The organism is Bacillus sp. LL01, assembly GCF_001037965.1.
Genome location: NZ_LFEL01000011.1, coordinates 36,881 through 56,559, shown reverse-complemented (window position 1 = coordinate 56,559; position 19,679 = coordinate 36,881). Strand labels below are relative to the sequence as shown.

The window sequence follows — 19,679 nt, the reverse complement described above, 5'->3', positions numbered from 1 at the left end:
CTGGGTAGCTACGTGCGGACGGGATAAGTGCTGAAAGCATCTAAGCATGAAGCCCCCCTCAAGATGAGATTTCCTTTTGCTTCGGCAAGTAAGATCCCTGAAAGATGATCAGGTAGATAGGTTCGAGGTGGAAGCGTGGCGACACGTGCAGCTGACGAATACTAATCGATCGAGGACTTAACCCAAAACATTTGAACGATAGGAATACCTTGATATGAACACATTATCTAGTTTTGAAGGAACAAGATAGTTGAAAAACTTCTTGCTTTTTTCACATAGTTATATTATAATAGTATATGTCTGGTAATGATGGCGAAGAGGCCACACCCGTTCCCATACCGAACACGGAAGTTAAGCTCTTCAGCGCCAATGGTAGTTGGGGGATCTCCCCCTGTGAGAGTAGGACGTTGCCAGGCAAATGCTTTTATAAAAAAGCATAAGTAACTTAGATTAATTATTATTGTCGCGGGGTGGAGCAGTTCGGTAGCTCGTCGGGCTCATAACCCGAAGGTCACAGGTTCAAATCCTGTCCCCGCAACCAAAAGGTCCCGTGGTGTAGCGGTTAACATGCCTGCCTGTCACGCAGGAGATCGCCGGTTCGATCCCGGTCGGGACCGCCATTTTTTTAAATGCGAAACTAGGTTTCGTTATTTTTTTTGTCTTTTTTTAGGTTTGGGATTAATTTAACAAGGCTCTATTCTCAAGGCTCTTTTCTCAAAGATTGTTGCTATTCACCAGTAAAAAGTCGGCAATTGGACTTTTTATCGCTTATTGACTCTAAACTAGACATGAAGTCTATCCTGTATAGCTAAGAAAAGAGCACGATAGCAAGGAATATAACGGGTGGTTTATAAATACGAAAAAGCAACAAAGTTTACGAAAAAAGCTATTCTCAAAAAAAGATGAAGCCTTACTCAGGCTCCAGCTTCTCCGAAAATCCGATATTCAAACGTTACCTACAGGCTATTAATTATAATTCGCTTTATGTGCCTCCAGAATTTCTTCTGATGTAGCGGCAGTCCAGTCTTCAATGGAAGAACCTTCATTTGCGTCTACATAGGATTTGACCATCTTGTAGCTTTCGCTGTATCCATATTGGCCAGGTAAACCATTTCTTCCACCTTTGAGTATTTCTTGTAATTTTTTATCGTCTTCTTTTTCCAGTTCACCTTCGATTCTTGCCCAAAGATCTTTATTATAGGATTCGTCTAAAGGAGCTGCGTTGATTTTAGGATATACAAGTTTTTGGAACATGGCGCCTTTTCCTTCGATTACAAGGCTATCCAATACGGTGAAAGTTTCGCCGTTATAGTGATTATCCACCCAGTAGCTGTGGTGGTATTTGTTTGCTACACCTGCTTTGAGAAGGTTGTCTGTAGTATTACGGTTATATAATACGACAATCTGGCCTACACCGGCAGTGACGATACTTTGGGATGCATTATTGTCTGTTGGGAATACACATACTGTGGTTTTGCTTCCTTCAACAGGTAATTCGTTGGACGATTTTGTTAGAGCTTCTTTAATGGCAGCGTTGATCTTGCCTGTGTCCATTCTTTTTAGGTTATCTTGAACAGCAATTCGGTTCTTTGGTGGAGCTAGAACATAGTCGGTCATCTGTTCAAATTCTCCGCCCTTATAGCATCTATCTGCAACCTCATCAAGGATGCTGGAAGTGTACAGCGCAGTTGCTTCTTCCCCTTTAAGTCCTTCTGCATAGAATGCTTCAAACAACTGGTACACATGGATTATTTCAAATTCTTGTCCATTGTTTTCGAAGGAATAGTCTAAACCTACTTCCTCTTCGGCGTCTGCTTCTACTCCCCCGTTGTTACAACCTGTTAATGCTACAGCCATGATGAGAAAAAATAAAAAACTAGTAAAGCGCATTGAATTCCCTCCTAAGTAGTATTTGCCCCCTATAAATTATATATCGGCAACCAAGTTTAAATATTCTATAAATTATGACAAATTCCTTCTTTTTTATTATATTTTTATTGAGGAAATTTTACCCATAAAAAAACCACCTATAGAGGTGGCAGGCTAACAAATGGTGTCTAGCATGTATTTTATATAGGCTGTTTTCGTAAACTATGTTGCTATTTCGTATTTTTCAACCATCCGTTATACACCTTGCTGTCGTGCTCTTTTCTCGGCTCTACAGAATAACCTACATGCCTATTTTAAAGTAGGTAAGCTGTAAAAAGTCCAATTGCCGACTTTTTATCAGTGAATAGCAACAATCTTCGAGAAAAGTGCCTATATATAAGAATATGGTAAATTTATACCGGTACTATTAATCTACCAGTTTGACTAGCATATGGGCGAGTTTATGACGCTCGTCCTTTGTCCCAACTTTCCATAGCTCCTGAAGAAGTTTTTCTTCACTGTTTCTAGGGTCTTCATGCTTGGCGAGGTAATCCGCTACTTTTTCGGCTGCGATAGCAAGCTGCTCTTCCCCTAAGCCTACTTTTTTTCCTTTGGAGACTTTGTCACTTAAATAGCTTTTGAAGGTATCGAAGTCGGCCAGGATCTGCTCTTTCTTGCTTGGGTCCATGTTTTCAACTTTACGTTCTACTCTGTCTTCCGTAGCTTCACGGTCTGTATATGCCATTTTTCATATTCCTCCTCTAAATTTAAGCGTTCTCTTGTCCATATCCTTTTTCTAGGAGAGTTAAACCTCCTTATGTGTAATTTCGTCATACATATTATCTGTTTTAGGTGTGCGCTTATCGCTGTTGTTTTTACATGATGATAATATTAGGATAATTATTTTCTTTATGAGGTCCCATTCGCTATAATAGTGGATAGCAGTCGGAAGCAGAGGAGTGAAGAGCTTGTCCATTTCAGATGAGTTTGCTTTTATTAAAGATATTCAGCCGGATCGATTGTTTCATGAGCAGAAGGTGGTAGGGATCGGCGATGACGCTGCTATCATTTCTTTAGAGGAAGGCTATGAGAAAATCGTGTGTGTGGATACGATGGTGGAGGACGTCCATTTTACGAGACAAACAATGACTCCCTTTGATATCGGGTTCAAGGCACTCGCCGCCAACATTAGTGATGTGGCAGCAATGGGTGGATATCCGATGTATTATCTTGTATCCATCACCATTCCGAAGAGCTGGAAGCCAGAAGAGTTAAAGGCAATCTATGATGGTATGAAGCAGATTGGGGATCAATATGAAATGGATCTAATAGGTGGAGACACGACTTCCGGCAAAATGATGGTATTAAGTGTGTTTGTGATTGGAAAAGTGGAGAACGGCAAAAGGCTGCTCCGTTCCAATGCGAATGATGGGGATGTGGTGTTTGTCTCCGGTACATTGGGCGATGCGGCAGGTGGTCTAGATATTCTTTTACATAATCAGAGTGGGTCCATGAACCATCCAGCTTTAATACAACAACACCAACAGCCGAGGCCACAGGTGACGTTGGGAAGGATTTTGAGCAGGTTTGATCGTGTTTCCCTCAATGATGTCAGTGACGGCTTGGCAAGTGAGCTTTTGGAGATAGCAGAGGCAAGCCGGGTAGATATTACGGTGAATAAGGAAACAATACCTATAAGTACCGATGTAAAAGACTATAATAGTGAAAATGCCTTCAACTGGGCCATGACAGGTGGGGAAGACTTCGAGTTGGTTGGTTCGATCCCTGAAGTGGATTGGTCTTCGTTGCAAGAGGAATGTCTGTTATCTGGAATTTCCATCACTCGGATCGGCACTGTCCACACAGGTACAGGACAAGTATTCTTGAAGACAAATGAAAGCATACAGACACTGAAAAAAGAAGGATATAATCATTTTAATAGAAGTTAGGAGTTTGGTGATATGTTACAAGTGGAGGTAATGACACATTCTGCCGAGGAGACTATGGCAAAGTCCGAGCGACTTGGCAAATTGATGAGAGGCGGAGAGGTTCTGCTGTTGGAGGGAGACCTTGGTGCGGGGAAGACGACTTTTACTAAAGGGTTGGCAAAAGGCCTTGAAGTCAAAAGGAATGTGAATAGTCCCACCTTTACCATCATCAAGGAATACCAAGGATGCCTTCCCCTCTATCATATGGATGTGTACCGCTTGGCTGATAGTGAAGAGGACTTGGGATTTGATGATTACTTTGAAGGAGAAGGTGTGACGGTAGTGGAATGGGCACACCTGATAGAGGAGTTTTTACCGAAAGAGCGTTTAGAGGTCTATATCTATCACCATGGGGACGATGAACGGAAGCTCGTACTCACACCAAAAGGGGACAGATATGAAGCTATATGTAAGGAGCTAATGGAATGACGAAAGTATTAGCGATTGATACGTCTACATACGTGCTTGGCGTAGCAATTGTCGAGGAAGATAAGGTTATCGGGGAACTAGTGACAAATGTGAAAAAGAATCATTCATTGCGAGCAATGCCTGCAGTGGAGAAGCTGATGCAGGATTGTGATGTGAAACCTGCAGACTTGGAACGGATTGTAGTAGGTAAAGGCCCGGGATCCTATACGGGAGTCAGGATCGGTGTCACGCTTGCCAAGACGCTTGCTTGGTCGTTGAAGATCCCACTTGTTGGTGTTTCTAGCCTCGAGCTTGTTGCAGCAAACGGGCGTTATTTTCAAGGAAGTATTTGTTCCTTGCAGGATGCCAGACGCGGGCAGGTGTACACGGGGTTGTATCGCTTTGGCGGTGGCGAATTGGTTACAGAGATAGAGGACGTCAACATCCTGATGGCGGATTGGCTGCAGGCTTTAAAAGAGAGACAGGAACCGGTATTATTCATAGGAAATGATGTGCACCTCCATAAGGAAACCATCATAGAGTACCTTGGGGACCTGGCACAATTTGCACAGGTCAGCGAGAACAATCCCAGACCAAGTGAGCTTGCTTTCCTTGGCTTGAAAAAAGAGGCGGAGGATGTCCATTCCTTTGTACCGAACTATACAAGACTTGCAGAAGCAGAGGCGAAATGGCTGGAAAGTAAAGAAAAATAGGTGAGCGGGATGAATTCATTAATTGGAATCACAAAAATGACGGTTTACGATATTGAAGGGGTGCATCGAGTAGAGCTTCAGTCCTTTGCTACCGCTTGGACGAAGGATGCCTTCTACTACGAACTGACCAATAATCCCTATGCCCATTATCTCGTTATGAAAGAGGATGAACGGGTGATTGGCTATTGCGGGATCTGGATTGTGATGGGGGAAGCGCAGATTACAAACATTGCCATAGATCCTTCTTGCAGAGGCCGGAAACTTGGGGATCTTTTACTCGGAAAAGCAATGGAATATTGCAAAATGGTTGGAGCGACGACTGTTTCATTGGAAGTGAGGATTTCGAATGTGGTGGCACAGTCCCTCTATCGCAAACACGGCTTCCAGAACGGCGGCATTCGAAAAAAATACTATGTGGATAACAATGAAGATGCATTAGTTATGTGGGTGAATATATGAAAACAATCGAAGAAAAAGATGAATTAATATTGGGGATTGAAACAAGCTGTGACGAGACGGCTGTAGCTATTATTAAAAATGGCAAGGAGATCGTCGCAAATATCGTCTCCTCCCAGATCGAGAGCCATCAGCGTTTTGGCGGCGTTGTACCAGAAATTGCTTCACGACATCATGTGGAGCAGATGACTGTTGTACTAGAAGAAGCACTTGAAAAGAGCGGGTTGACCATGGAAGACATGGATGCAATTGCGGTAACCGAAGGACCAGGACTTGTTGGTGCACTGTTGATAGGCGTGAACGCGGCTAAGGCGGTTGCATTTTCCCACCAAAAGCCATTGGTCGGTGTCCATCACATTGCAGGTCATATCTATGCCAATCAACTTGTGGCAGACCTGGACTTCCCATTGCTTGCTCTCGTTGTGTCTGGTGGGCATACAGAGCTTGTGTATATGAAAGAGCACGGTTCTTTTGAAGTGATCGGAGAAACGCGTGACGACGCTGTAGGAGAAGCCTATGACAAGGTGGCGCGCACACTCCACCTACCATATCCGGGTGGACCTCATATTGACAGAATGGCGGCGGTAGGGACGCCTTCTATCAAGTTGCCAAGAGCGTGGCTTGAAGAGGATTCCTATGACTTCAGTTTTTCAGGTTTGAAGTCAGCAGTTATCAACACCCTCCACAATGCGAAGCAAAAAGGGGAGGAAATCGTCCCCGAGGACCTTGCGGCAAGCTTCCAGGAGAGCGTGATTGAAGTACTTGTAGGAAAAACCCTTCGTGCCATGAAGGAATATGGCGTGAATCAGGTGTTGCTTGCAGGTGGCGTCGCAGCTAATAAAGGATTGCGTGCAGCATTGCAGGTAGCTGTGGATAAAGAAGGGAAGAACCTTGTGATTCCACCGTTATCACTTTGTACGGACAATGCTGCCATGATTGCGACAGCAGGAAGTGTGATGTACCGATTAGGAAAGCGATCTGGGATGGAATTGAATGCGAATCCAGGATTAGATATCGAAAAGCCTTTTAACTGACTTGGTGCAGTTGAAAGGCTTTTTTCTTGTTGTTTTGCATGGTTGAGCACTTTATCCACAGGTCTGTGGAATACTTGTGGACAGTTACCCGAATATCCACTAAAATAAACCTCTGAAATGTGAATAATAATTGTGGATAACTTTGTTGGTTTCTGTGGATAGTGTGAATAATTATCTTGATAACTTATAAAACAAGGGTGGATATGTGTATAAGTCTGTGGGTAACTAGGGGTAGTCGACAAGCTTCACCAAGATTCCTTTTTTTCTCGACAAAAAGCGCGATGTTGGAGATGGATACTTACTATCTCTTAATAAATTTGTAAAATATGTTAAAAAGTCTATTGACTTACAATTGTTTAACTTATATAGTTAGTTACATAAGTAATGAACCAAATAACATAACACACAATGTACATTACATTAAAAACAACACCAGAAAACCAAAGTAGGTGAAAACGTGGAAATCAACCTTAAAAGTGACATACCCATCTTCCAGCAGGTGGCCGAACTAATCGAGAGTGGTATTTTAGAAGGCAGCATGCAGGAGGGAGAACGGGTACCATCCACAAACGAATTTGCGAAATATTATCAGATTAATCCGGCAACAGCAGCCAAAGGAATCAATCAGTTGGTAGATCAGGAAATCCTATTCAAGAAAAGAGGGGTCGGAATGTTCGTTGCAGAGGGAGCAAAGGAAATCATTCTCACGAAAAGAAAATCGGCTTTTTTCAAAGATTTCATCATTCCTTTAAAGCAGGAAGCAAGCAAGCTTGGTATTAGTGAAGAAGAATTGGCAACCTTTATTCGCAAGGGGGAAGAGAAATGAAAGTAGAATTGATGAATGTATCTAAAACGTACGGAGCAAAAAAAGCAGTTCATAACTTGACGCTAACACTTGAAGAAAACAAAATTTACGGCCTACTCGGTCGGAACGGTGCTGGTAAAACCACCCTAATGCAGCTGCTCGCCGGCCACGCACTTCCTTCATCAGGGGAAATCCTCATCAATGGCCAAAATCCATTCAACAACAGACAGATCACTAAAGATGTTTGTTTGGTAAACGAGAGCAACAACTTCATCAAGCGTCTGAAAATAAAGGATATCCTCAAGGTTGCGTCGCTGTTTTATCCTAACTGGTCCTGGGAGACGGCAAATGCATTGCTCACAACTTTCAACCTCGAACCTTCCCTGAAAACAAAGGGGCTGTCAAAAGGGATGGAATCTTCCTTAGGCATCATCATCGGGCTTGCCAGCAGAGCGAAAATCACGATTCTCGATGAGCCGTATATTGGCCTGGATGCGGCGGCAAGGTATAGATTTTACGAGGTGCTTCTTGAAGAGTACGAAGAATATCCAAGAACCATCATTCTTTCCACACACCTGATTGATGAGGTAAGCAATCTGTTCGAAGAGGTCATCCTGTTGAGAAGCGGGGAACTTCTTTTTCATGAATCGACCGAAAAACTATTGGAATCAAGCATCACTGTTTCCGGTAAAAAAGAAGCGGTGGATGAGTTTGCACAGGGCAAGCGGGTTCTTCATGAATCAATCTTAGCTGGAAGAAAGACAGCAACTCTGTTCGGTGAAGGCTTAACGGTGGAACAGGCGACCATACACAATCTTGATGCCGACCGCAGCTCCATCCAGCAATTGATGGTATATATGACGGAAGAAGAGTTAAAGGGAGGAAAAAAATATGCTTAACGATATGAAAGCTGTACTTTACTATTTAACGGTGGACATCCGTTTTTCCTTCATGGTGTTTTGGTCCATCCTGATTCTCAGTCTGACAGCTATGTTCATTATTGTCCTTTCATTTGATACAAGAATGATTGTAACAACCAGCATGGCCATTTATATTTTCTGCGGCATTACAGGGTTTTTGACTACAAAAGAGACGTTTCCTTACTGCATCAAGCTTGGTGCGACAAGAACGCGATATGTAGTAAGTGTACTTGTTTATTGCTTTGCGGTAGCGGCGGTTTTCTCCATAATTCATGTGATCATTCAAACCATTTTTAATAGTCTTGTGCAAGCGGCAGCAAGCGAACGCTTCCTGACCTATCATACTGTGGAAGCGACGACCTTGGCGAATACTTGGTACAATGCATTGCTTGTCGACATGATCATCTGCTTCCTATTGTTATCGCTCGGCTTTCTGCTTGGCACGATTTTCTTTCGACTTGGCCTGATTGGCGGCCTTGGAACATTGGCAGTACTGGCTATTATCGTAATCCTGCCATACACAAGGAACTTTATATTTGATGCAATAGTAAATGTGGAGGGCTGGAAGCTTGGTTTTAACTTTCTGATGCTGGTGGGGGTGGCCTTGTTAGCCTACTTGCCGAACTGGGGAATGTTGCGCAGGGCTTCTACTGTACCTAGTGCGACAAGATAGAAGAGGCGAAACTTGCATTTAACGTTGAGCTCCGTTCCAGGCGCTTCGCTTTCCGTGGGCGGTCCGGGAGCCTCCTTACTTCGTTGAAGGCCACTGAAAAAGTACTGAATTTTAGTTCTTGGGTAAACACCGCTGTTGATTTCCCCAAATAGCTTCGCTTTCCGCGGGGCGACCTTGAGCCTCCTCGGGCTGCGCCCTGCGGGGTCTCAAGATTGTCGCTACTCCCCTGCAGGACAAGGAAGGCTACGGCAGCGATACATCGCACGCAGAAAATGCTCGCATTTTCAAGGAGTCTACGCTATTTGCTCCAATCCACAGCTAGAAACCATTAAAAACAATTCGTTTTTAGTTTTTCAATGCCCTCCTTCGTTGCGGGGTCTCCCTTGTTTCTTCCTTCCGCAGGACAAGGAAGGCTACGGCAGCAATTCGCACGAAGAAAATGCGTTAGCATTTTCGAGGAGTCTGCGCGCCTTCCACTGCGATCAACTGGGTATATCCATTTTCAATAAGAAGAAAAAGAGGAAAGGGATCTAACTATAATCAAAGTAGGAATATCAGGACTTTATATTGCTGAGTAATACATATAATTCTCATACTTGCTCATAATATTTAAAAAGAACGTGATGAATGAGAGGTATTTTGTCATGAATACTGATATATCAGATTTAACATCAGCAGAGATGGGAAAGCTTTGGGCAACTTATATTGGGAATACTATGGCAAAATGTGTACTTAGTTATTACCTAAATAATGTTGAAGATGAAGAGATTAAAAAAGTTTTGGAATATGCTTTACATTTGACTGAAAGTTATGTACAAGAAATAGGTGCGATTTTTAAACAAGAGAATTTCCCAATACCAGTAGGCTTGGCAGATGAAGATGTGAATTTAGATGCACCAAGACTGTTTAGTGATGAATTCTACCTTTATTATTTACAATATGTAGGAAAAGCTGGAATGAGCATTTATTCTGCTGCAATCCCCATAGTAACCAGAAATGACATCAGGGATTTTTTTGTAAAATCTCTTAGTGATACTGTCAAATTGATGACCAAAACCTCTGATCTTTTAAAATTAAAAGGAATGTTAATGAACGCTCCAGCAGTTCCTAACCCGAAAGAAGTTGAATTTGTTAATAAGCAAAGTTTTTTAAATGGTTATTTAGGTGATGTAAGACCACTTCATGGACTTGAAATTGGACATTTATTTGGCAATATTAACAATGACATCACAAGTAAAGCACTCATTATTGGATTTAGCCAAGGAGCACAAGATAAAAGGGTAAGAAAGTTTCTTGAACGTGGTAGAAATATCAATAAAAAGCATATAGAAATGTTATCGAAAAAACTAAATGAGGATAATTTACCGTCGCCTTCACTACTGGACCACTTAGTTACATCATCTACCATTCCCCCATTTTCTGACAAGCTAATGGTTATTCATAAAATAGATATGTTTTCAATGAAAATAAGAGAATATGCAAACGGAGCATCGTTAAATGGAAGAAGAGATATTGGAGCGATGTATGCTCGATGTTTAATGGATGTTTCTTTATATGTAGAGGACGGTGCAAATATTATGATTGAACAGGGTTGGATGGAACAACCGCCAATTGCGATAAACAGAAATAAACTGTCCTCAAAAGAACAATAATTAAAAATACACCTATTGAAAAACAAATATTTATCAACAAACGTGGTGCGTTCCTGCAATAAAAAAGGGACGCATTTTCTTTTGTGCCCCACAAATGTAAGTTACAGAGATTAAACCAAACACTGTACGGAATGTATTACAAAATCCTCCTAAATGCTGAAAATGAAGATGAATTATCTGAGCTGGATTTTGAGACGGCTTATGAGATGTGTGTGTGGGTGCTTACTGACTATTATAAAGCCGTCTGGAACGGATCGGATATTATATTGGATTCATTTATCGATAACGATAACCTTAAGCACAAATAATTAGCTCAGTTTTATGACTGGGATCTTTTTAATGCAAAAAGCACCACAATTAGCGGTGCATTTAGATATACATTTTCATCTGTAAATCTTGCTTTTGCGATAGATATCGGAACCCGTTAGGATCTAACCCCTTCTTCTTTTCTGCTTTTTCTGGAAAAACAAATAATACACTCCAAGTCCCAGTCCAGCAAGGTTAATAGCCAGCATGACAAAATAATAGGCTTCGACCGGTCCGGTAAAAATGTAACTGATGTATCTGATGGTATTAATAATAATGACTATCAATATAATAATCGAAAAGAATCTATTCATGCTAGCCCCCTAAAAAACACAAGACATCCGTCTCTGGAAATCTTGTGTTCTGTCTTTTTTTACACGAGCTCTTCCCATTCCTCCATCAAGGCAAGAAGCCTTTCCTGATAGGCTTCATTAGCCGTGTTCAGCTCCAGCACCTTTTCATGATCCTGATAGACTTGGGGCAGGCACAGTTCACTTTCGTTATGCTCGATTTTCTGCTCAAGCTCTTCCATCTCTTTTTCTATCTCTTCCACGCGGCGTTTCCGCTGACGCTCCAGACGTTTCGCCTCTTTTTCCTGTTCGTAGCTCAGTTTCTCAGGTGCATCAGTGGTGACAGTGGAAGTAGTCCTTGCACCCTTTGATTGGGACGTCTCCGCCTCCAAACGCTCAAGCTCCAAAACCTCTTCTTTTTTCTCCACATAATAGTCGTAGTCACCAAGGTATTCTGTTGCGCTCTCCGTACTCAGCTCATACACTTTCGTCGCCAAACGGTTAATAAAATACCTGTCATGGGAAACAAAAAGGATCGTTCCTGGATAATCAATCAAGGCATTTTCCAGGATCTCTTTGCTGTCTAGGTCTAAGTGGTTGGTAGGCTCGTCCAGAATCAGCACATTGGAGCGTTGCATCATCAACTTGGAAAGGGCAAGTCGAGCTTTTTCGCCACCACTCAACGTGGATACCGGCTTAAGCACGTCATCCCCGGAAAATAGGAAGTTTCCAAGAACGGTCCGGATTTCCTTCTCCATTTTTTGTGGGTACTCGTCCCAGAGTTCAGCTAAAACCGTCTTGTTGGAGGTAAGGTCTGCCTGCTGCTGATCGTAGTAGCTGATGGACACATTGGCTCCAAAGGAGAAGGTGCCCTCAAGCGGCTTCAATTTTCCGACAAGCGTCTTCAGTAATGTCGACTTCCCGATCCCATTTGGACCAACAAGTGCCACGCTGTCTCCACGGCTCATGGAAAAATCCACATGACGGAACACAGGGGTCGTATCATACGAAACGGCCAGATCTTTCGCCTTCAGGACATCGTTCCCACTCTGGCGGTCAATATCAAACATAATCGAAGCGGACTTCTCATCGCCTTTCGGTCGGTCCATTACGTCCATCTTCTCCAGCTGTTTGCGACGGCTCTGCGCACGTTTTGTTGTAGAGGCACGTGCCAAGTTTTTCGCCACAAAATCCTGTAGCTTGGTAATCTCACCTTGCTGCTTTTCGAACATTTTCATCTCGCGCTCATACTGCTCGGCCTTCTGCTCCAGATACTTGCTGTAGTTTCCGATGAATTTGGCAGACTGCTTACGGGAAATTTCATAAACAATGTTTACAACCTTGTCCAAGAAATAGCGGTCATGGGAAACGATTAGCAAGGCACCAGGGTAGCCTTGAAGGTAGTTTTCCAACCAGGAGAGCGTATCAATGTCCAAGTGGTTGGTAGGCTCATCCAGAATGAGGAGGTCAGGCTTGGTCAATAGCAATTTTGCTAAGGCCAAGCGGGTCCGCTGCCCGCCACTCAACGTTTCAATCGGTGTCTGGTAATCGTATTCTGAAAATCGAAGACCATGCAGAACGGAGCGGATATCCGCTTCATACTGAAAGCCGCCTTGCTGTTTGAAGGATTCCTGTACCTCGTCATATTCTTTTAGGACACGGGCATAAAGATCCTCGTCTTCAAAACAAGATGGATCACCCATTTTCGCTTCAAGCTGGCGCATCTGCGCTTCCAATTCGCGTAGGCCGGAGAATACCGTCAGCATCTCGTCCCAGATCGAGCGCTCAGTCTGTAGACCGGTATCCTGAGCAAGATAGCCCATCGACACACCTTTAGGTTTGATGAGGTCCCCTGAATCAAAGGACATCTGATTGGATATGATTTTTAATAAGGTGGATTTCCCAGCCCCATTGCGCCCCACAAGGGCAATTCTATCTTTGGATTGTACTTCTAGTTTTATATTCGATAAAATAAGGTCAGCGCCGAAATATTTCGTCAGCTGATTGACTTGTAATATAATCATTATTTTCACCTCGAGTAATTCTAGGTTAAGTGTATCGTTCTTCAGACGTTACATCAAGATTTTGGGTGGTTTGGTCAACTTTCTGTTGATTTACGTTCCGGGTGTTCGCTTTCCGCGGGATTATTATAGACATAGAAATGTAATCGTTTTCGTTACATGATAGAATAGAAAAGCAAACGGTTTCGATAAATGGGGGAGTAAAATGAATAACGAACAACTGAAAATTCCACAGGCAACAGCTAAGCGGCTGCCGCTCTACTATCGGTTTATCCAGAATCTGCATTCATCGGGGAAACAGCGGGTATCATCTGCCGAACTGAGTGAAGCGGTAAAGGTTGATTCCGCCACCATTCGCCGGGACTTCAGCTACTTCGGTGCACTGGGGAAAAAGGGATATGGATATAATGTTCAATATTTGTTAACTTTTTTCAGGAAAACGCTCGACCAAGATGAATTGACATATGTTACTCTAATAGGTGTAGGTAATTTAGGAACCGCCTTCCTACATTATAATTTCATGAAAAACAATAATACGAAAATAGTGATGGCCTTTGATGTGGACGAGTCCAAGATCGGCTCGGAAATCGGAGGAGTCCCTGTTCATCATTTAGACGATATTGAAAAACATTTGCCTGAGAATGTAACGGTAGCCATCTTGACGGTTCCGGCTCCGGTAGCACAGCCAATAGCGGATAGACTAGTAGAAAAAGGAGTAAAGGGCATACTGAACTTTACACCCGCACGTATCAATGTTCCGGAGGCAATACGCATCCATCATATCGATTTGGCGGTGGAACTGCAGTCATTGGTATATTTTCTCAAGCACTATCCAACAGAGTAAAAAAGTAGTAGAATGAGTATATTTCAAGGAGGTGGCAAACAATATGCCAGGTGGATTAGGAATGGGAAGCCTCTTACTTATAGTATTTGTCGCACTATTAATCTTCGGACCAAGCAAGTTACCTCAATTGGGTAAAGCAGCAGGAAACACATTGCGTGAATTCAAGAACGCAACTAAAGGATTAGCTGACGAAGATGATAATAAAGAGAAAAAAGAAGAAACGAAGTAATGTAAGGATGAACATATATGCTAGATAGAGAAATGTCGGTGTATGACCATATAGGCGAGCTCCGAAAAAGAATCATCATCATTGCATCCTTCTTTTTCGTTTCGGCAATCGGTGGCTTCTTTCTGGCCGAACCGATCATTGTCTATTTACAGCAAACAGATCAAGCGAAAGACCTCACCATGAACGCCTTTCGCATGACAGATCCCATCAAGATTTTTATGCAATTCGCCTTTCTGATTGCATTTATCATTACGTTCCCGGTCACACTCTTTCAGCTTTGGGCCTTCATCAGCCCCGGCTTGTATGATAGAGAGCGCCGTGTCACATTAAGCTATATCCCGATCTCCATCATTTTATTTATCAGCGGTCTTGCTTTTTCCTACTATATTCTGTTTCCATTCGTCGTGGATTTCATGAATAGGCTGGCAGAACGTCTAGAGATAAATCAGGTTATCGGAGTAAACGAATACTTTCAGTTCCTCTTTCAACTGACCATTCCATTCGGCATCCTGTTTCAGATGCCGGTAGTTGTCATGTTCTTAACAAGGCTTGGAATCATTACACCGGACTTTTTGGTGAAGATCCGTAAGTTTGCCTACTTTGGGCTTCTTGTTGTCGGTGCACTGATCACACCGCCGGAACTTTTGTCACATCTAATGGTAACGGTCCCGCTCTTCATTCTGTATGAGATCAGCATTGTGATTTCCCGCATTGCCTATCGAAAAGCAAAGAAAGCGGAAGCGTTGATGGAACAGGAACAGAAGATGAATAATTAGGCGACAGGCTCGTACCTCTTTATAAAGGGGGACGAGCTTGTTTTGTTTTGTTGGATATGTGGGTTAAAGGGATAGGTGGCACGGGGGCTATGCGCTAAATGTCCGAAGATTTTCGATTTATGACCGAAGTTTTCCCGATTTTGACCGAAGATTTTGGAAAGTTGACCGAAGTTTTTGCATTCTTGACCGAACGAAATTTTGGGGTGACCGAAGGAGGTTGATAGTTGACCGAACAGCGACTTCAAATGTCCGAACCCTCTGTTCATGAACGAGGAAAATGTCCGAACTATGGAACGAAATGACCGAACGCATTTTGAGGCGCATCAAAATGATTGTTTTTCCTGTTTTTTGTACAAAATAAGTCGCAATTACAAATATCGGCGCTGTCACCTTAAATCGCCACCCTAATTACCTAAAACCACTTTCAGAAAGAACCCCTTAATTACCCAAAACCACTTCTAATAAAATCAAATATAAGACCCGCACCTCCAAGCGGTACGAGTCTTATATCACTTCTTCTTCTGTTGTATCTCTTTTATCTTTTGATGAAGAAAATACGACCGGATGGCGACTCCAAAATCAAACGTGGCAATGAGCATCAACAGGATCGTGTGCCAGTGCCAGATGGTATCCTTCACAGAAACAATAGCCAGGTACAAAAACAAACTGCCCATGATTGAGTAGAAGAAAACCATTCTTAACGGTGTTATTTTCATGTGCAAATCCTCCAGGTAAAGTCAACTCTTAGGTATGCTGTTGACGAATGTTACTGAATTGAAAAACCGAATCAGTGGATTGGAGCGGAAGGCACTTGACTCCGACGGGAGATAGAGGGAAACGGGAGACCCCGCAGGCGAAGCTGAGGAGGCTTCCGGCCCTCCCCGCGGAAAGCAAGTGCCTGCAGCGGAAAGAAACGGACAAACTTTAAAGAAATGAGAATTGAGTAAGTTAGACTAAGAAAAGAACGAAATGAAATTCGGTAAGTATTTCTGCATCTCTTCCATCTGACGCATCATCTCTTCAATATCATCTCTAAATACATACTGCACCGTCACCACAAACGAGTTCATGGCCACATGGGCAATGATCGGAACAATAATGCGGTTGGTCTTCACATATAGAAAAGCGAAAATGCCTCCCATGACAAAGTATATGAGCAAATGCTTGAAATCTTGATGGACCACAGCAAAAAGTAGGGAACTCACGGTCAGTGCAATCGCAAAGTTAAACCGCTTGTAGAAGGCACCGAAAATGATCTTCCGGAAAATGATCTCCTCCAGAATCGGTCCAGCCACAGCCACGGCAAAAATCATGACCGGAAAAGCGGTAACAAAGCCCATGATTTCCTGAGTGTTTTCAGAACCTGGCTGAATGCCGAACAGCTGAAGCTGAATTTGGGCAGCAAGCGCCTGACCAATCAATGCAAGGGGAAAGCCGACAATCGACCAGAGCACCGTTTTAGGGATGGAGGCCGTCTCGCCGCGAAAGTCCCCTTTGGTCCACTCGTTTCTGAGTATCCAACTGACGATAATAAGACCAATCGTGAAGCTGATAAATGCCCAAACCCCAATTAAAAAGGCTTCCCTGCTGCTAGGTTCCATTCCCTCCCCGACACCAAGCCAAATAAGAAGGGGATACCCGAGTAATCCGGACAGCTGCATCAGGACATATGTAATAATGATATACCAATAATTTTTCGTCATAATAAGCTCCTCTTATTCAAGGCTATTTTCGTAAGCGTTGTTGCTTTATCGTATGGATAAAGTGCTCGTTATACTCCTTACTGTCGTGCTCTTTTTTTGGCAAATCAGAAATAATTGCACGCTAAAATAGAGTAGATAAGCAGTGAAAAATCCAAAGGCCGATTTTTCTTGGTGAAAAGTCCAATTGCCGACTTTTTACTAAAGTATAGCAACTATCTTTGAGAAAAGCCTTAGCATTATTCACTTTTCGTATTGTACCATATAATTTATATGTCCTTATAACGATAAGGTTTCCCTTAATATGGCGATTTTACGAATTTAGATGAGTGGAGAGGAAGCTTTGTAATAAATCTCCCGAGTGGGGGACAAGTTTCTGTAATGATGGAGTATAGAACTTTGTTAATGGTAACCACTTAAGTACAAGTCAAAAGCGCGCGATTTTATTAAAATTAGCACTACAAAAAAATAATCCCGTCACAGGAAGAGTGAATCCCGTCATAATCAGGAGAAATCCCGTCACTAAAGTCAGTATTCCTGAGATAACACCCCGGGGAAAGTAAGCCATATTCATAATCCCGTCACAACAGAGGAAAATCCCTTCATAAGTCGGCGGAATCCAATCATAACTATAAAAAATCCCGTCACAAAACCTGTTAATCCCGTCACAACAAAAATCCACCCCAAAAAACTTTTATAAAAAACAGTTTAAAGCGCCAACCAGATGATGATAATGAAAAGGGTTCCAAGTCGAAAAAAATTAAGTCAAGATACTTGCAATAAAGTAACAAATTCATTATTATAATAATTGTGTTAGCACTCGAGTGATAAGAGTGCTAATAAAAATAAAACATTACATATGAAACCAAGGAGGTTGTTTTCATGTTAAAGCCATTAGGTGATCGCATTGTAATTGAGCTTGTTCAATCAGAAGAAAAAACGGCAAGTGGTATCGTATTACCAGACTCTGCGAAAGAAAAACCTCAAGAAGGTAAAGTAGTAGCAGTAGGATCAGGTCGCGTACTAGAAAGCGGAGAACGCGTAGCACTTGAAGTAGCAGCTGGCGACAGCGTAATCTTCTCCAAATACGCAGGAACTGAAGTGAAATTCGAAGGGAAAGAACTTCTTATTCTAAAAGAAACAGACGTACTTGCAGTAGTAAGCAACTGATTTAAATCTCAAAAGCGGCAAGGCTTACAGAAAGCCTCCGCATTCTTTATAAAAAATCCCCAAAATAGTTGATTGCAGCGAACACCTGCAGCGAAAATCAACCAAGCAGCAACCCAAAATTTACTGAGGAGGTCTATCTATTATGGCAAAAGAGATTAAGTTTAGTGAAGAAGCTCGCCGCTCCATGCTTCGCGGTGTAGACAAACTAGCTGACGCAGTCAAAGTAACATTAGGACCAAAAGGACGCAACGTGGTACTTGAGAAAAAATTCGGTTCTCCACTAATCACTAACGACGGTGTAACGATCGCGAAAGAAATCGAACTTGAAGATGCATTCGAAAACATGGGTGCAAAACTTGTAGCAGAAGTTGCAAGCAAAACAAACGACGTTGCCGGTGACGGTACAACAACTGCAACAGTTCTAGCGCAAGCAATGATCCGCGAAGGATTAAAGAACGTTACAGCTGGTGCAAACCCAATGGGTATTCGTAAAGGAATCGAAAAAGCGGTTGCGGTTGCAATCGAAGAATTAAAAACAATCTCTAAACCAATTGAAGGCAAAGCTTCCATCGCACAAGTTGCAGCAATCTCTGCAGCGGACGAAGAAGTTGGCCAACTGATTGCAGAAGCGATGGAGCGCGTTGGTAACGACGGCGTTATCACTCTAGAAGAGTCCAAAGGCTTCACAACAGAGCTTGAAGTAGTAGAAGGTATGCAATTCGACCGTGGATATGCATCTCCATACATGGTAACAGACTCCGACAAAATGGAAGCTGTTCTTGAAAACCCATATGTGTTAATCACAGACAAGAAAATCACGAACATCCAAGAAATCCTTCCAGTCCTTGAGCAAGTAGTACAACAAGGCAAGCCATTGTTACTGATTGCAGAAGACGTAGAAGGCGAAGCGTTGGCTACATTAGTAGTGAACAAATTACGTGGAACATTCAATGCAGTAGCAGTTAAAGCTCCTGGATTCGGTGACCGTCGTAAAGCAATGCTTCAAGACATCGCAGTACTGACTGGCGGAGAAGTGATCACAGAAGAACTAGGTCTTGACCTAAAAACTGCGAACATCAGCCAATTAGGACGCGCTGACAAGATCGTTGTAACAAAAGAAAACACAACAGTTGTTAACGGACACGGTAACACGGACGAGATCAAAGCACGCGTTGGCCAAATCCGTGCACAATTAGAAGATACAACTTCTGAATTTGACCGTGAAAAATTACAAGAGCGCCTAGCTAAAATCGCTGGTGGCGTAGCTGTAATCAAAGTCGGAGCGGCAACAGAAACAGAACTAAAAGAGCGTAAACTTCGCATTGAAGATGCTCTTAACTCCACACGTGCTGCTGTAGAAGAAGGAATCGTAGCCGGTGGTGGTACTGCTCTTGTAAACATCTACAACAAAGTAGCAGCAATCCAAGCGGAAGGCGACGAAGCAACCGGTATTAAAATCGTTCTACGTGCGATTGAAGAGCCTGTACGCCAAATCGCGCACAACGCTGGTCTAGAAGGATCTGTCATCGTAGAACGCCTGAAAAAAGAAGAAATCGGCATCGGATTCAACGCTGCAACAGGCGCATGGGTAAACATGCTTGAAGCTGGTATCGTTGACCCAACAAAAGTAACCCGCTATGCACTACAAAACGCAGCATCCGTATCTGCGATGTTCCTAACTACCGAAGCAGTAGTAGCAGACACCCCAGAAGAAAACGCTGGCGGCGGCATGCCTGACATGGGTGGAATGGGCGGAATGATGTAATCTGCCCCTCAACCCTTGATTTAAAAGGATTTGATAGTAAGGTGAGAGTGAAATGCTAAC

At 42.8% G+C, this 19,679-nt stretch carries 21 protein-coding genes, 2 tRNA genes and 2 rRNA genes; 19 read left to right on the top strand and 6 right to left on the bottom strand.

Annotated elements, in window-relative coordinates; genetic code table 11:
- From AB685_RS20755 to AB685_RS20740, 4 genes are all read left to right on the top strand, one after another.
- Positions 1-185 (top strand): 23S ribosomal RNA (locus AB685_RS20755); the annotation flags it as partial.
- Positions 186-299: 114 nt separating this feature from the next.
- Positions 300-416 (top strand): 5S ribosomal RNA (gene rrf / locus AB685_RS20750).
- Positions 417-464: 48 nt separating this feature from the next.
- Positions 465-541: transfer RNA gene (locus AB685_RS20745), tRNA-Met, on the top strand.
- Positions 542-544: 3 nt separating this feature from the next.
- Positions 545-620: transfer RNA gene (locus AB685_RS20740), tRNA-Asp, on the top strand.
- Between the two features lie 346 nt (positions 621-966).
- Here AB685_RS20740 and AB685_RS20735 read toward each other — a convergent pair.
- Both AB685_RS20735 and AB685_RS20730 read right to left on the bottom strand, forming a co-directional pair.
- Entirely contained in the window at positions 967-1,890 is a 924-nt protein-coding gene (locus AB685_RS20735; protein ID WP_053073899.1) for a DUF2268 domain-containing putative Zn-dependent protease, read from the bottom strand.
- 406 nt (positions 1,891-2,296) lie between these two features.
- Complete coding sequence (locus AB685_RS20730; protein WP_047972492.1) at positions 2,297-2,614, bottom strand: DUF3243 domain-containing protein; 318 nt, start codon at positions 2,612-2,614, stop codon at positions 2,297-2,299.
- A 223-nt stretch (positions 2,615-2,837) separates the two neighbouring features.
- On the opposite strand from AB685_RS20730, the gene thiL reads away from it, so the two are divergent.
- The 10 genes from thiL to AB685_RS31780 all read left to right on the top strand — a co-directional run bounded on the left by thiL (position 2,838) and on the right by AB685_RS31780 (position 10,826).
- Positions 2,838-3,818 (top strand): thiamine-phosphate kinase, encoded by a 981-nt coding sequence (gene thiL, locus AB685_RS20725; protein ID WP_047972491.1) that lies wholly within the window; start codon positions 2,838-2,840, stop codon positions 3,816-3,818.
- 12 nt (positions 3,819-3,830) lie between these two features.
- Positions 3,831-4,286 carry a tRNA (adenosine(37)-N6)-threonylcarbamoyltransferase complex ATPase subunit type 1 TsaE gene (gene tsaE, locus AB685_RS20720; RefSeq protein WP_047972490.1) on the top strand — a complete coding sequence of 152 codons (456 nt, stop codon included), beginning with the start codon at positions 3,831-3,833 and terminating at the stop codon, positions 4,284-4,286.
- On the top strand, positions 4,283-4,978 hold the full coding sequence (tsaB, locus tag AB685_RS20715; protein ID WP_047972489.1) for a tRNA (adenosine(37)-N6)-threonylcarbamoyltransferase complex dimerization subunit type 1 TsaB: 696 nt from the start codon (positions 4,283-4,285) through the stop codon (positions 4,976-4,978). The genes tsaE and tsaB overlap by 4 nt, the downstream gene beginning before the upstream one ends.
- A 9-nt stretch (positions 4,979-4,987) precedes the next feature.
- Positions 4,988-5,437: a ribosomal protein S18-alanine N-acetyltransferase gene (gene rimI / locus AB685_RS20710; RefSeq protein WP_047972488.1), complete on the top strand. Its 450-nt coding sequence runs from the start codon at positions 4,988-4,990 to the stop codon at positions 5,435-5,437.
- Positions 5,434-6,468, top strand: coding sequence for a tRNA (adenosine(37)-N6)-threonylcarbamoyltransferase complex transferase subunit TsaD (gene tsaD, locus AB685_RS20705; protein ID WP_047972487.1), 1,035 nt, complete (start codon positions 5,434-5,436; stop codon positions 6,466-6,468). The genes rimI and tsaD overlap by 4 nt, the downstream gene beginning before the upstream one ends.
- 457 nt (positions 6,469-6,925) lie before the next feature.
- A complete protein-coding gene (locus AB685_RS20700; protein ID WP_047972486.1) occupies positions 6,926-7,294 on the top strand; it encodes a GntR family transcriptional regulator in 369 nt (122 codons plus the stop codon).
- A complete protein-coding gene (locus tag AB685_RS20695) occupies positions 7,291-8,172 on the top strand; it encodes an ABC transporter ATP-binding protein (RefSeq protein WP_047972485.1) in 882 nt (293 codons plus the stop codon). The genes AB685_RS20700 and AB685_RS20695 overlap by 4 nt, the downstream gene beginning before the upstream one ends.
- A complete protein-coding gene (locus AB685_RS20690) occupies positions 8,165-8,866 on the top strand; it encodes a hypothetical protein (RefSeq protein WP_047972484.1) in 702 nt (233 codons plus the stop codon). The genes AB685_RS20695 and AB685_RS20690 overlap by 8 nt, the downstream gene beginning before the upstream one ends.
- Before the next feature lie 644 nt (positions 8,867-9,510).
- Positions 9,511-10,518, top strand: coding sequence for a DUF3231 family protein (locus AB685_RS20685; RefSeq protein ID WP_082153717.1), 1,008 nt, complete (start codon positions 9,511-9,513; stop codon positions 10,516-10,518).
- A 131-nt stretch (positions 10,519-10,649) separates the two neighbouring features.
- Positions 10,650-10,826 carry a hypothetical protein gene (locus AB685_RS31780; protein WP_198530553.1) on the top strand — a complete coding sequence of 59 codons (177 nt, stop codon included), beginning with the start codon at positions 10,650-10,652 and terminating at the stop codon, positions 10,824-10,826.
- Positions 10,827-10,949: 123 nt separating this feature from the next.
- Here the strand turns inward: AB685_RS31780 and AB685_RS20675 are convergent, their stop codons facing one another.
- Both AB685_RS20675 and AB685_RS20670 read right to left on the bottom strand, forming a co-directional pair.
- Positions 10,950-11,138 carry a hypothetical protein gene (locus tag AB685_RS20675; protein WP_047972481.1) on the bottom strand — a complete coding sequence of 63 codons (189 nt, stop codon included), beginning with the start codon at positions 11,136-11,138 and terminating at the stop codon, positions 10,950-10,952.
- Between the two features lie 59 nt (positions 11,139-11,197).
- A complete protein-coding gene (locus AB685_RS20670; RefSeq protein ID WP_047972480.1) occupies positions 11,198-13,138 on the bottom strand; it encodes an ABC-F family ATP-binding cassette domain-containing protein in 1,941 nt (646 codons plus the stop codon).
- Positions 13,139-13,340: 202 nt separating this feature from the next.
- On the opposite strand from AB685_RS20670, the gene AB685_RS20665 reads away from it, so the two are divergent.
- Genes AB685_RS20665 through tatC form a run of 3 tightly spaced genes read left to right on the top strand, consistent with a single transcriptional unit; the run spans position 13,341 to position 14,984 of the window.
- Positions 13,341-13,979 (top strand): redox-sensing transcriptional repressor Rex, encoded by a 639-nt coding sequence (locus tag AB685_RS20665; RefSeq protein WP_047972479.1) that lies wholly within the window; start codon positions 13,341-13,343, stop codon positions 13,977-13,979.
- A 43-nt stretch (positions 13,980-14,022) separates the two neighbouring features.
- The gene (locus tag AB685_RS20660) at positions 14,023-14,208 is read left to right on the top strand and encodes a twin-arginine translocase TatA/TatE family subunit (RefSeq protein ID WP_047972478.1); all 186 of its coding nucleotides are present in this window, start codon (positions 14,023-14,025) and stop codon (positions 14,206-14,208) included.
- Positions 14,209-14,225: 17 nt separating this feature from the next.
- Positions 14,226-14,984 carry a twin-arginine translocase subunit TatC gene (gene tatC, locus AB685_RS20655; RefSeq protein ID WP_047972477.1) on the top strand — a complete coding sequence of 253 codons (759 nt, stop codon included), beginning with the start codon at positions 14,226-14,228 and terminating at the stop codon, positions 14,982-14,984.
- 509 nt (positions 14,985-15,493) lie between these two features.
- On the opposite strand, the gene AB685_RS20650 is transcribed toward tatC, so the two are convergent.
- Positions 15,494-15,700: a YdiK family protein gene (locus AB685_RS20650; RefSeq protein ID WP_047972476.1), complete on the bottom strand. Its 207-nt coding sequence runs from the start codon at positions 15,698-15,700 to the stop codon at positions 15,494-15,496.
- Between the two features lie 237 nt (positions 15,701-15,937).
- Positions 15,938-16,687, bottom strand: a complete 750-nt coding sequence (locus AB685_RS20645) for a CPBP family intramembrane glutamic endopeptidase (RefSeq protein ID WP_047972475.1) — start codon at positions 16,685-16,687, stop codon at positions 15,938-15,940.
- An 879-nt stretch (positions 16,688-17,566) separates the two neighbouring features.
- Between AB685_RS20645 and groES the strand changes: the two genes are divergently transcribed.
- The gene (gene groES, locus AB685_RS20640) at positions 17,567-17,854 is read left to right on the top strand and encodes a co-chaperone GroES (protein WP_047972474.1); all 288 of its coding nucleotides are present in this window, start codon (positions 17,567-17,569) and stop codon (positions 17,852-17,854) included.
- 142 nt (positions 17,855-17,996) lie between these two features.
- Complete coding sequence (gene groL / locus AB685_RS20635; RefSeq protein ID WP_047972473.1) at positions 17,997-19,619, top strand: chaperonin GroEL; 1,623 nt, start codon at positions 17,997-17,999, stop codon at positions 19,617-19,619.
- Positions 19,620-19,679: the final 60 nt, after the last annotated feature.